Consider the following 12,410-nt stretch of genomic DNA (forward strand, 5'->3'; position numbering starts at 1 on the left):
AACCGACAAAAAAGACGGGGCAGAGCTACCAATGCTTCAGATTGATTCATGGAAACGAGTGCTGATCTGGCTCGTCGTTGCTGTAGGGCTTTTGTTTGCCTTGCCGAACGGATTTTACACGCGGGTCGAAACTCACAACGATGCTGTAAAAGCAATCGAGGCAGGTGGGGCCGCTTCCAGCCTTAAAGAGCAGGCTGCACTTTGGCCAGAGTTTCTACCGTCGGGCTTGGTGAACCTCGGGCTTGATTTGCGGGGAGGCGCGCATCTGCTTGCCGAGGTAAAGGTTCAGGATGTATATGCCGCTCGCATCAAGGGGATGTGGCCCGAAATTCGTGACCTTCTGAGGGAAGAGCGTGATACTGTTGGCACGGTGCGGCTCCAGAACAGCAACGATAAAGAGCTGCGTATCCGTATTTCCAAACCTGAAGAGCTTCAGAATGCCGCTAGTCTGATCCGCGGTCTTGCACGCCCTGTGACAAGCTTGGCGGGTGCGGGAGCAAACGATATTGAGGTGAATGTTGAAGGCGAAAGTCTTGTCGTCCGTCTCTCGGAAGCCGAAATGCTTGCAACCGACGAGCGCACAGTGCGTCAGTCTCTTGAAATTATTCGCCGCAGGATTGATGAAGTTGGAACGCGCGAGCCCACGATCCAGCGCCAGGGAGGGGACCGTATCCTCATTCAGGTTCCTGGCCTCGGAAGCGCTGCAGAATTAAAAGAGATTATCGGAACAACTGCGCAGCTAACCTTTCATTCTGTTGTGAGTCGCGCTTCCAGTGCCGATGCCCCTGCGGGGGCGGGCAACTATGTCTTGCCGTCGATAGATGAGGAGGGGGTGTTTTACATCCTCGAAGAAGCGTCTGTCGTTACAGGCGAAGATCTGGTCGATGCGCAACCTGATTTTGACCAGAATGGTCGCCCCGCTGTTTCGTTCCGCTTTAACACCTCTGGCGCTCGACGTTTTGGAGATTACACAGCCGAAAACATCGGTTCTCCTTTTGCGATTGTTTTGGACCGTGAAGTGATCTCAGCCCCTGTTATCCAAAGCCACATTGCCGGCGGATCGGGTATTATCACAGGAAATTTCACGCTTGAAGAAAGCACTAATCTGGCCGTGCTTTTGCGCGCGGGTGCCTTGCCTGCTGGACTCGAGTTTCTGGAAGAGCGCACCATCGGGCCTGAATTGGGCGCCGATAGTATTGAAGCCGGCAAAATCGCCTGCATCGTCGCATTTGCGGGCGTGTTGTTGTTTATGGTCATGAGCTACGGCTTGTTTGGTGTATTTGCCAATATCGCTCTTGTCATAAATGTTGTGCTTATCTTCGCACTGCTCTCTATGTTGGGGGCAACACTTACGCTCCCCGGGATTGCAGGGATTGTCCTCACGATCGGCATGGCCGTTGATGCAAACGTGCTTGTCTTCGAGCGGATACGAGAAGAGTTGAAGTCTGCAAAAGGGCCAGCCCGGGCGATTGATCTCGGCTATGAAAAGGCTCTTTCGGCGATTGTCGACGCCAATATCACGACCTTTATTACGGCTGTTATCCTTTACGCTGTCGGCTCTGGCCCTGTACGAGGTTTTGCGATCACCTTGGGGCTTGGTATCCTGACATCCGTTTTCACCGCGATCTTCGTAACACGCCTTATCGTTGTTATTTGGTTCGAGCGCCGCAAACCTAAAACGCTGGAGGTTTGACCCATGCGATTGAGACTTGTTCCACAAGAGACAAACTGGGATTTTTTTGCGCGCTATAAGCTATGGCTGGGCATCTCTGCTATTATGATGGTTATTGCGTTTGTAAGTTTTCTTTTGCAGGGCTTGAACTATGGCATCGATTTCCGCGGAGGCACGACAATCCGCACAGATAGCACACAGCCGGTTGTGATTGCCGATTACCGAGAAGCGATTGAGCCTCTTCAGCTTGGGGACATCACGATCACTGAAGTCTTCGACCCAACGTTTGGAGAAGACAAGAATGTCGCTATGATACGCATTCAAGCGCAGGATGGCGAAGAGGCGGTTACGACCGAGGTGATTGAAACAGTCCACACAGCACTAAAAACTGTCGCCTCCGATATAACCTTTAGCTCTGTTGAAAGCGTCGGCCCAAAGGTCTCTGGGGAGCTTATTCAAACAGCTGTAATTGCAGTGCTTTTAGCAATCGGGGCGGTTCTTATCTATATCTGGCTTCGCTTTGAATGGCAGTTCGCCGTCGGTGCGGTGGTTGCTTTGGTGCATGACGTGTTATTGACCATCGGGATTTTCTCCGAGCTTCAGATACGTTTTGATTTGGCGATCATTGCAGCGCTTCTGACAATCGTTGGCTATTCGCTTAACGATACGGTTGTTGTGTTTGACCGTGTTCGAGAAAACCTTCGCAAGTATAAGCAGAAGCCGCTCAAAGACGTTATGAATCTTTCAATCAATGAAACGCTCAGTCGTACTATGATGACATCGGTCACAACACTGCTTGCCCTTTTTGCTCTGTTCATGCTTGGTGGTGACGTCATCCGTGGCTTTGTCTTTGCTATGATCTGGGGTGTTATCGTCGGAACATACAGTTCTGTTTTCGTGGCTTCTACGATCCTTCTTTGGCTTGGTGTCAAGCGCGACTGGTCAAAGCCTGATGGCACAACGGGGAACCAATTCGCGAATGTAGATGCCTGAAGCACTACACCAGGCTTTAGGCCAACATGGCCTATTGCTTCTTGTGCTGACGGTGTTTGTTGCGGGTGTCGTTCGCGGGTTTTCGGGCTTTGGCACTGCAATGGTGTTTATCCCTGTAGCAAGCAAATTTATCGAGCCTGTTTGGGTTCTGGTCGCTTTAACTGTTATGGATGTACTTGGGCCTATACCAAACTTGCCAAAAGCATGGCGTGATGGTGAGCCAAAGGATGTTGCGCGTCTCGGTATGGCCACGATCGTTGCCTTGCCATTCGGGTTGGCCCTGCTTTTTGCCGTTCCTGTTGAAGTCTTTCGTTATTTAGTCGCCGCGCTGGCAATCATCGTGCCAATCTCCCTTTTGGCAGGCCTGCGCTATAAGGGGCAGCTTACACCTTTTGTGCTTTATGCTGGAGGGGCTGTTGCGGGGATAACAGGCGGCGCAGCAGGGCTTCCTGGGCCGCCTGTTATAATGCTTTATGCCGCGAGTATGAAACCTGTCCGAAGCATTCGGGCTAACACCATGATGTACCTATTCCTGTTTGATATCGCTCTTCTGTCTTGGCTTTTCTTTCAGGATAAGCTTGAAGCGGTTCCAATCTGGCTTGGGCTATTGTTTTTCGCACCAGCAATATTGGGAAACATTGTTGGTGCAACCCTCTTTGATCCTTCACGAGAAAAGCAGTATCGAGGTATAGCCTATTGTATCATCTTGCTTGCGGCGCTGACATCACTTCCACTATGGGACTAAATGATGAAACTCACTGAAATGCAGTTCAACGAGGCGCAACCCGTCGATGGTTATGGCCCAGGCTATTTCCGCATCGGTGGCCAAAGGGTTGATGGTGGCATTTTGCTTACAGCTTCTAAAGTGCGCTCCTGGGAAGGATACGCTGATGTGGAAAACCTTTTGTCTCTCCAGGGCAACGTGGATGTGATATTCATTGGCACAGGTGCCGAGATATCTCATTTGCCTACTGACTTGCGAGAGCGCATCGAAAAGGCGGGCATGGGTGTTGAAATCATGAATTCACCCGCTGCCTGTCGCACTTACAATGTGCTTGCGGCGGAAGGGCGGCGTGTTGCCCTTGCTGCTTTACCGGTGTGAAAGGTTAGATGATGGAACTTGTGGTCGACAATCTCGGCGTGGCGCGTGGGGGTATACCTGTCCTAGAGGGCGTAAGTTTTTCTGTGAGCGCGGGGCAGGCGCTTGTTTTGCGTGGCCCCAACGGTATCGGCAAGACAACTTTGCTACGCACTCTGGCAGGCTTGCAGGCGCCGCTGTCGGGCAAGATCAGCCTTGATCGTGAAGCGATGGCTTATGCCGCACATGTCGATGGGATCAAAACGACTCTGACTGTTGAGGAAAACCTTCACTTTTGGGCAAGTGTTTTTGATGTACCCGAAATTGAAAGCGCGATTTCTGCTTTCGAATTGGAGGCATTGCGAACGCGGTCCGCGGGTATGCTGTCTGCTGGCCAAAAGCGCCGCTTGGGTTTGGCACGGCTTATGGTGACCGGTCGTCCTGTCTGGATTCTGGATGAGCCGACCGTTTCTCTTGATCAAGCGGCTGTTGCGATGTTCGGTGAGGTGATAAAAAGACACCTTGCCAGCGGTGGAATGGCGATTATGGCAACGCATATCGACCTCGGATTGGAAGATGCTGTTACCTTTGATCTTGGACACTTGAAAGCAACCTCGAACCTTGCAGAAAACTTTGACGAGGCCTTCCTATGATGGCACTTCTGAAACGTGACATGCGCCTTGCTGTGCGTGCTGGCGGTGGCTTCGGACTTGGGCTTTCGTTTTTTCTTATAGTCGTCGTGCTCATTCCCTTTGGTGTTGGCCCTGAAACAGGCCTTCTTGGGCGGATTGCCCCCGGAGTTCTTTGGGTCGCAGCACTGTTGGCGTGCTTGCTCTCGCTCGATAGAGTTTTTTCGCTTGATTTCGAAGACGGCTCGTTGGACCTCTTGGCAACATCTCCTTTGCCGCTAGAAGGGGTTGTTGCCATTAAAGCTATTGCGCACTGGTTGACGACGGGCCTGCCTCTGGTCTTCGCGGCTCCTGTCTTTGCATTGTTGATGAGCCTTCCCGTAAATGGGTACTCGGCTCTTGTCGTCTCGCTTTTTTTGGGCACGCCAGCGCTTTCTGTAATAGGCGCTTTCGGTGCAGCACTTACTGTGGGCATCAAGCGTGGGGGGCTACTCCTTAGTCTCTTGGTTTTGCCACTCTATGTGCCGACACTCATTTTCGGAGCGGAAGTTTCGCGCCGTGGAGCGGAGGGGCAAGACTACACAACACCGCTTCTCATGCTTGCTGGCGTAAGCTTTGCTGCTTTGGCTCTACTGCCATTTGCGAGCGCCGCTGTGTTGAGGGTGAACTTGCGCTAATGTGACATCTCGGCACTGGAAATTCTTTTCAAATTCAGGCATGGGAATACGTGAAAAGAGGAAGTGTTATATGGCGTCGATTTGGGAATATGCGAACCCGCTCAAGTTCATGCGGACAAGCGAAACGATTTTACCGTTTGTTGCTTGGGGAGCATCGATTTGTCTGGTTGTGGGGTTGATTTGGGGCTTTTTCTTTACTCCTGATGACTTTCGCCAAGGCTCGACTGTGAAAATTTTCTACATTCATGTCCCAAGTGCGATGATGGCCATCAATATCTGGGTAATGATGCTAATCACGTCACTTGTTTGGATCATTCGGCGGCATCATGTGAGTGCTCTCGCTGCGCGTGCAGCGGCACCCATCGGAGCAGTTATGACGCTTATCGCACTCTATACTGGTGCTGTTTGGGGGCAGCCAATGTGGGGCACTTGGTGGGCTTGGGATCCAAGACTGACTTCATTCCTGATCCTGTTTCTCTTCTATTTGGGGTATATGGCTCTTTGGGCCGCGATCGAAAATGATGACACAGCGGCCGATCTTACAAGTGTGCTTTGCCTCGTTGGGTCAGTGTTCGCGCTGTTGTCGCGTTATGCGGTTAACTTCTGGAACCAAGGTCTGCATCAGGGCGCTTCACTTTCCCTTGATAAGCAAGAAAACGTAGCGGATGTATTCTGGTATCCCGCTCTTGTGGCTATAGCTGGCTTTGTGCTTCTTTTCGTCACCTTGGTTATTATTCGTACCAACACTGAAATCAGAGCCAGACGCTCGCGAGCGTTGCTGGCTAGGGAGCGTATGAGTTGATGCCTGACCTAGGGAAATATGCAGCGGAAGTCTTGTCAGCCTATGGCGTGTCTATCGCACTTCTTTTGGGAATTGTCTGGGCGAGCCTCGCGCGCTCTAAGCGTGTGAAAGCCGAGCTTGATGCAATCGAGAAGCGGAGATCAGAAAATGGCTAAGCTCTCTCCGATGATGCTGGCTCCTCCCGTGATCTTTCTTGGATTGGCGGTTCTGATGTTCGTGGGGCTTCAACGCGAAGACCCCGACTCGCTTCCTTCGGCACTGGAAGGAAAGCCCGCACCTGCTGTAATGGTTTCTGGTCTGGGCGGGAAGAGCGCCTTCAATGACCAGACACTACGTGACGGTGAGGTGAAACTAGTTAACTTTTGGGCGAGTTGGTGTGCCCCATGCCGCGTAGAACATCCGCAACTTGAAGAACTGGCTTCTGAAGGGATCGCGATATACGGGGTGAATTATAAAGATAAAGCTCCCAATGCGCTCAAATTTTTGAAAGACCTTGGTGATCCGTATAAAGCCATTGGTGCAGATGAATCAGGGCGCATGGCGTTGAACTGGGGTGTTTATGGCGTTCCTGAAACTTATGTGATTTCGGGTGACGGAACCATAGTTTTACGCTTCGCTGGACCTATAACCAAGCGTGTGATCGCAGAGACAATTCGCCCTGCAATCGCACGCGCACATGGAGGCTCATAATCACTCAGCCAAACTGGTTTCGATGTGGTTGGAGCGCTCTAGTGTTCTGTGAACTGGGCATTTGTCCGCAATCTCTAGGAGCTTTTGCCGCTGCTCTGCTGTGAGGTTACCCTCCAATCTGATTTTACGTTGAAAGCGGTCAATTTTTTCGCCAGAACTGCTGCTTGCGTCTTGCGCGTGAACTTTCTCGTGGCACACGTCGACGCTGACATGATCAAGAGGCCAACCCTTTCTGCGCGCATACATACGGATGGTCATCGAAGTACATGCGCCAAGCCCTGCACTGACAAACCCATAAGGGCTCATACCTCTGTTCGTACCGCCGTAGGCTTCTGGTTCATCAGCAAGAGTATGGTGGTGTGGGCCAGACATGATGTCTTGCAAGAAGCCTTTCGGATCAGCCTCGCTGACACGCGTAATCCCTTCGGGCGCGCCCGGTGGTGGAGCGGGAGCGCGTAAATCAAGATAGCGCGTTACCCAAGAGCTGATCACTTCGGCGGCATATTCGGCATCCTGAGGATTGGTGATCAGATGATCGGCATCATCTAGGGTGATAAAACTCTTTGGGTGCTTGGCTGCGAGAAAGATTGACGCCGCATTATCGATGCTGACGATCTCGTCTCTGGGCGCATGCAAGACAAGTAGAGCCTTACCGAGTGTGCTAATCGCTTCATCTAGCTTGTGACTGGAGATATCGTTCAGAAAGCTCTCGTTGATGGTAAAGCTGCGCCCCCCCAAACAGACGTCTGCAGAGCCGGTTTCGGAAATCTCCGCGTGCTTGTGGGCGAAGTTTTCGGTAACGTGATCCGGTTCGAAGGGTGCGCCAATTGTGACAACCGCCTTTGCAGATTGAATGCTTTTGGCCGCAGCAATAACCGCCGCACCACCGAGACTATGGCCGATCAAGATATCAGGCGCAAAACCTTGTTCGCTCATAGAAACTGCTGCGGCTTTCAAATCATCTATATTGGTTGAAAAGCCGGTGTTTGAAAATTCACCTTCGGAGTGCCCAAGCCCTGTGAAATCAAACCGTAAAACAGCAATACCATGCGCTGTGAGGCGCTGTGCTATGCGGCGTGCAGCTGCTATATCTTTGGAGCAGGTGAAGCAATGCGCGAACAGGGCATTTCCGAGGTGTGGCCCTTCGGGAAGGTCGAGCCTCGCACAAAGCGAATGCCCCTCAGGGCTCATAAACGTAAATCTCTTCGTCGGCATGTCTGTTCCTTCTAGGCTATGCTTGAAGGGTAAGAGCGTAAACTGCTCAGTGCTAGCCTTGTGACGAAGCTGTCACGCTGATGTGACGATTGATTCAGCTAGGTTTTGAACTTGCTTCAAGAAAAAACTGATACTGCTTCAAGTAACTTGGCGCAGGATTACCCTTGGATTGTCCGTAGTATCGAGCTTGAATGCAACAATAAGAAATCACCTCCGGGGGTAGACCGTGACAAAATCAGATTACTATGTGCCGCAAGGCGGTCTTGCTCCCCAAACGCAGCTCCTCACAGACAGGGCAATGTTTACAGAAGCTTATGCGGTGATCCCGAAAGGGACGTTCAGTGACATTGTCACGAGCTTATTGCCTTTTTGGGAAGGCGCGCGCTTTTGGGTCATCGCTCGGCCGTTGTCTGGTTTTGCAGAAACGTTCTCGCAATACATTGCGGAAGTTCAGCCCAACGGTGGGAGCGAGCAACCTGAGACAGAAGCCGGCGTGCAATCCGTTATATTCGTGGTCGGCGGGGGGCTGACGCTGACTATTGATGGTATGCAACACCAGCTTGAGGCTGGGGGCTATGCTTATATCCCGGCCGAGGCGCAGTGGGCACTACGCAATAACACGGAAGATGCCGTGCGTTTTCACTGGGTTCGTAAACGCTATGAGGCCGTTGAAGGACTTGATGCGCCGGGCGCTTTTGTCACCAATGAGAAGGCCCTAGCGCCAAATCCGATGCCTGGGACAGGGGGTAAATGGTCAACAACGCGCTTTGTTGATCCCTCTGATCTTCGCCACGACATGCATGTGAATATCGTAACTTTTCAACCTGGTGCGGTAATTCCTTTTGCTGAAACGCACGTTATGGAACATGGGCTATACGTTTTGGAGGGTAAAGCTGTCTACCGTCTCAATCAGGATTGGGTCGAAGTAGAAGCTGGAGATTTTATGTGGCTTCGAGCGTTTTGTCCGCAAGCTTGCTATGCGGGTGGGCCTGGTCCATTCCGTTACCTGCTATATAAAGATGTAAACAGGCACATGAAGTTCCCTGCTAATTTCTGATATCGATAGTTCAGGGTTCCAACAGAAAACCGGCGCCTCATGTGAGCGCCGGTTAATTTTTTCAGGGATTTTTAGACGTGATCGTCCTTCTTAAGGGATCCATATCCATGGCCGGCGTGCCCGCCGGAGACTTCCTCTGTAGCTTCATCTGCCAACTCTTCGGGCAAAACCAGGTTGAGTACTATGGCTATAGCGGCGGCTGGGAGGAGGCCGGATGTTAGCAAAACTTGCGCGGTAGACCCCATGTGCTGAAGCGCATCCGGCTCAAGTTGCAAACCAAGGCCAATCGAGAGCGCGATTGCGAAAATTACCATGTTGCGCCGGTTCCAGTTTACGTCAGAGAGCATTGATATACCCGCAGCGACAACCATACCAAACATGACAATTACCCCCCCTCCCAAGACTTCAATCGGGACAGTGCGAATGACACCGCCGACTTTGGGGATCAATCCGCAGATAATAAGAAAGATGGCCCCACAAGTCACAACATGGCGGCTCATGACACCGGTCATCGCAATAAGGCCGACGTTCTGGCTGAACGAGGTGTTGGGGAAGCCACCGAAAATACCAGCGAGAGCCGTTCCAATCCCGTCAGCATAGGTCGCGCCTTGGATTTCCCTGTCGGTTGCTTCACGGTTAGCTCCGCCTTTACAAATACCCGAAACATCGCCGACAGTTTCAATTGCTGAGATGAATGCCATCAAACAAAAGCCGATAACTGCAGCTGCTGAAAACTCGAAGCCATACCTGAAGGGATCTGGCAGTGCAAAAGCCGCGGATCTTTCCCAAGATGTTGCAATTGCCTCAAACGTGAGCATGCCAACGGCCAAAGCATAGATGTAGCCAACGATAAGGCCGATCAGAACAGCCGAGATTGAAAGCATACCACGTGTAAAAAACTTAAGCCCAAGGGTCACCACGATCACAACAAGCGCTGCCGACCAGTTGAGAAGCGAGCCATACTCAGGCGTTCCGATGGCAGGCACTCCACCAGCTGCATATTGGATGCCAACTTTCACGAGCGCGAGACCAATCATTGTTACAACAAGACCCGTAACAAGGGGAGGAAGAGCAAAGCGGATTTTCCCGATGAATGTCCCTAAAAGTGCGTGAAAGAGGCCGCCGACAATCACACCGCCGAATAGGGCTGCAAGGGCATCGACACCCTTGCCTGCCACCAGTGGAATCATAATTGGCAGAAATGCGAATGACGTGCCTTGGACTATAGGTAAGCCAGCTCCGATGGGGCCAAGCGTAATTGTCTGCAACAGTGTCGCTACGCCTGCAAAAAGCATCGACATCTGAATAAGATAGAGCAGCTCCGGGAAATCAGGAGAGTTTGATCCAAACCCAAACCCTGCTGCTCCCGCAACGATGATTGCGGGTGTTACGTTAGAGACAAACATCGCCAAGACATGTTGAATGCCCAGTGGAATCGCTTTTGCGAGTGCAGGTGTATAATTTGGGTCCCTAAGTTGTTCAGGTGTCCCTATTGAATTTTCAGCCATGTCTGTCTCTCCTTTTGACTGTTGGTAAGTCTGCTTCTGTTGGCAGTTGCTTTTATGTCTGACTTTTCACGATGTATGGTGTCGTAAACCAGTGCTCTTCGAGGTTTGGGCTTTCTCCAATGCAGTCTATCACAATATATTGCCCGGCTTCCCCCAACGGGGCGAGGACACCATGCCAGACATTACGGTGTATGTTTATGGATTGATGTGGCTTCGAGATGAACACGCGTGGTTTTGCAGGTTTGCCATTGTTATCTTCAGCAACGCTCACAATCATCGGAACACCTGATAAAGGCACAAAGGCTTGGCTGCCTTCTGGATGGCGCTCCATCATATCCAACTCATAGGGTAACGAACGCGCTTTTGCATCAAATAGGCTGATACCAGCGCGGCCTGATCCAAAATCAAGGTTTGCAAGGTCGTGATAGCGTCCGCACATACCTTGGTTGATGATCCTGTCTGCTTCGCCATGTCGCTCGATTATATCCCCAAACGATGAGAAGGCCTCAGCCGTAAGAGGCGCAGGGGCAAGCTGTATGCTCATGACAGAAGATCCTGTAGCCGAAACTGGGCAATACGTTCGACCTGACGACAGGCTGTTTCAAGCTCCGTCACGTGGTCGTTCCCAATTCTGGTTTGGAAGGAACTTAGTATGGAGGTTTTGTCATGGTCTCGGACAGCAATGATGAATGGGAAGCCAAATTTTTCTACATACTTCACATTGAGCATGGTGAATGTTTCGCGTTCTACATCGGTGAGATAATCAAGACCCGCACTGGCTTGCTCGGCTGTGCTTTCAGCAGTCAGTTGCCCTGCGGCGGCAAGTTTACCTGCCAAATCAGGGTGTGCATTGAGAACGCGGAGACGTTCTGCATCAGTGGCGGTTCTGAAAATGCGACAAAGAGCATTGTGAACACCAGCGGCACAATCATGTGCAGGGCCAAGTTCCAACTCCCACGCACGCTCCGCAATCCAAGGGGAGTGCTCGAAAATCGAGCCGTATAGCTGCACGAACCGCTCGCGGCTCATCTCGCTTGGGCGCTCGCGACGTGTGTATGGGTGCTCCGTGGCCCAGTGTTGTGCAATCTCAAGGCGGCGGGGCGTCCAGACACCTTGGTGGTTTTGGACATGTTCAATAAAGCGCTTGAGGCCCGCGAGCTTTCCCGGTCGGCCAACAAGGCGACAGTGCAAACCAACCGACATCATAGCGGGCCGTCCAGCACAGCCCTCGGCGTATAGCGTGTCGAAGGCGTCAACCAGATATTGCCCGAAATCATCACCAGTGACCCAGCCCGGGGCAGTTGCGAAGCGCATGTCGTTGGCTTCAAGCGTATAGGGGATAATCAACTGGCTGCGTTTGCCAACTTCGAGCCAATAGGGCATATCATCATCGTAAGTGTCTGAAATATAATCGAACTGATCTGTTTCAGCCGCTAGTTTGACAGTGTTCTGCGAGCAACGCCCCGTATACCAGCCACGCGGCGCTTCTCCCACAACCTCGGTGTGCAGGCGGATGGCCTCGTCAATGGCAGCGCGCTCTTCCGCTTCGCTCATATCTTTATGTTCGACCCATTTGAGCCCGTGGCTTGCAATTTCCCACCCCGCGTCTTTCATGGCCTGTACTTGTTCAGGGCTACGCGCCAACGCAGTGGCGACGCCGTAAATCGTGAGCGGAATACGGTGCTCAGTGAACAGCCTGTGTAGACGCCAGAAACCGGCGCGCGCGCCATACTCGTAGATAGACTCCATGTTCCAATGACGCTGGCGTGGCCATTGCGTTGCACCAGGAATATCTGACAAGAACGCTTCCGAGGCCGCATCGCCATGCAGAACACAGTTTTCGCCTCCTTCCTCGTAGTTCAATACAAACTGAACAGCAATTTTGGCGGAACTTGGCCATTTTGGGTTAGGCGCGTTTGGTCCATAGCCGCGCATGTCGCGAAGGTAGCGTTTCACCTTTTTCTCCTTGGTTTTTCTACTTTTAACCCTAAACAACGCCTTCAGGTTTCTCTATTTTTTTGAAAGAGCTTTTTGTCTGTTACTGATGTATTCACCTGCATTTAGCGGTCATTAGCTATGATAAGTTACA

The 12,410-nt window shown here is 51.7% G+C and carries 14 protein-coding genes; 10 read left to right on the forward strand and 4 right to left on the reverse strand.

Going from position 1 to position 12,410, the window contains the following annotated elements; genetic code table 11:
- The first annotated feature begins 31 nt into the window (after window positions 1-31).
- The 9 genes from secD to OE750_RS01690 all read left to right on the forward strand — a co-directional run bounded on the left by secD (window position 32) and on the right by OE750_RS01690 (window position 6,541).
- Complete coding sequence (gene secD / locus OE750_RS01650) at window positions 32-1,693, forward strand: protein translocase subunit SecD (protein WP_263760685.1); 1,662 nt, start codon at window positions 32-34, stop codon at window positions 1,691-1,693.
- Window positions 1,694-1,696: 3 nt separating this feature from the next.
- Window positions 1,697-2,665, forward strand: coding sequence for a protein translocase subunit SecF (gene secF, locus OE750_RS01655; RefSeq protein ID WP_263760687.1), 969 nt, complete (start codon window positions 1,697-1,699; stop codon window positions 2,663-2,665).
- Window positions 2,658-3,410, forward strand: coding sequence for a sulfite exporter TauE/SafE family protein (locus OE750_RS01660; protein ID WP_263760689.1), 753 nt, complete (start codon window positions 2,658-2,660; stop codon window positions 3,408-3,410). Before secF ends, OE750_RS01660 begins: the two co-directional genes overlap by 8 nt.
- 3 nt (window positions 3,411-3,413) lie before the next feature.
- Window positions 3,414-3,767 carry an Mth938-like domain-containing protein gene (locus tag OE750_RS01665; protein ID WP_263761194.1) on the forward strand — a complete coding sequence of 118 codons (354 nt, stop codon included), beginning with the start codon at window positions 3,414-3,416 and terminating at the stop codon, window positions 3,765-3,767.
- A gap of 11 nt (window positions 3,768-3,778) precedes the next feature.
- The gene (gene ccmA / locus OE750_RS01670) at window positions 3,779-4,396 is read left to right on the forward strand and encodes a heme ABC exporter ATP-binding protein CcmA (protein ID WP_263761196.1); all 618 of its coding nucleotides are present in this window, start codon (window positions 3,779-3,781) and stop codon (window positions 4,394-4,396) included.
- Window positions 4,393-5,049, forward strand: a complete 657-nt coding sequence (gene ccmB, locus OE750_RS01675) for a heme exporter protein CcmB (RefSeq protein WP_263760691.1) — start codon at window positions 4,393-4,395, stop codon at window positions 5,047-5,049. The genes ccmA and ccmB overlap by 4 nt, the downstream gene beginning before the upstream one ends.
- Window positions 5,050-5,119: 70 nt before the next feature.
- Window positions 5,120-5,851, forward strand: coding sequence for a heme ABC transporter permease (locus OE750_RS01680; RefSeq protein WP_263760693.1), 732 nt, complete (start codon window positions 5,120-5,122; stop codon window positions 5,849-5,851).
- Window positions 5,851-6,006, forward strand: coding sequence for a heme exporter protein CcmD (gene ccmD / locus OE750_RS01685; RefSeq protein ID WP_318527958.1), 156 nt, complete (start codon window positions 5,851-5,853; stop codon window positions 6,004-6,006). The genes OE750_RS01680 and ccmD overlap by 1 nt, the downstream gene beginning before the upstream one ends.
- Window positions 5,999-6,541, forward strand: a complete 543-nt coding sequence (locus OE750_RS01690; RefSeq protein ID WP_263760697.1) for a DsbE family thiol:disulfide interchange protein — start codon at window positions 5,999-6,001, stop codon at window positions 6,539-6,541. Before ccmD ends, OE750_RS01690 begins: the two co-directional genes overlap by 8 nt.
- Here OE750_RS01690 and OE750_RS01695 read toward each other — a convergent pair whose 3' ends face one another.
- A complete protein-coding gene (locus OE750_RS01695) occupies window positions 6,542-7,756 on the reverse strand; it encodes a bifunctional alpha/beta hydrolase/OsmC family protein (protein ID WP_263760699.1) in 1,215 nt (404 codons plus the stop codon).
- 226 nt (window positions 7,757-7,982) lie between these two features.
- On the opposite strand from OE750_RS01695, the gene OE750_RS01700 reads away from it, so the two are divergent.
- On the forward strand, window positions 7,983-8,813 hold the full coding sequence (locus OE750_RS01700; RefSeq protein WP_263760701.1) for a bifunctional allantoicase/(S)-ureidoglycine aminohydrolase: 831 nt from the start codon (window positions 7,983-7,985) through the stop codon (window positions 8,811-8,813).
- A gap of 71 nt (window positions 8,814-8,884) precedes the next feature.
- On the opposite strand, the gene OE750_RS01705 is transcribed toward OE750_RS01700, so the two are convergent.
- From OE750_RS01705 to puuE, 3 genes are read right to left on the reverse strand one after another with little or no spacing between them, the layout of a single operon-like run.
- Window positions 8,885-10,321, reverse strand: a complete 1,437-nt coding sequence (locus tag OE750_RS01705; protein WP_263760703.1) for a uracil-xanthine permease family protein — start codon at window positions 10,319-10,321, stop codon at window positions 8,885-8,887.
- A gap of 52 nt (window positions 10,322-10,373) precedes the next feature.
- Entirely contained in the window at window positions 10,374-10,865 is a 492-nt protein-coding gene (locus tag OE750_RS01710) for an ureidoglycolate lyase (RefSeq protein ID WP_263760705.1), read from the reverse strand.
- On the reverse strand, window positions 10,862-12,277 hold the full coding sequence (gene puuE, locus OE750_RS01715) for an allantoinase PuuE (protein WP_263760707.1): 1,416 nt from the start codon (window positions 12,275-12,277) through the stop codon (window positions 10,862-10,864). The genes OE750_RS01710 and puuE overlap by 4 nt, the downstream gene beginning before the upstream one ends.
- Window positions 12,278-12,410: the final 133 nt, after the last annotated feature.

This window comes from Lentibacter sp. XHP0401, assembly GCF_025751535.1.
In the GTDB taxonomy this organism is placed as follows: domain Bacteria; phylum Pseudomonadota; class Alphaproteobacteria; order Rhodobacterales; family Rhodobacteraceae; genus Lentibacter.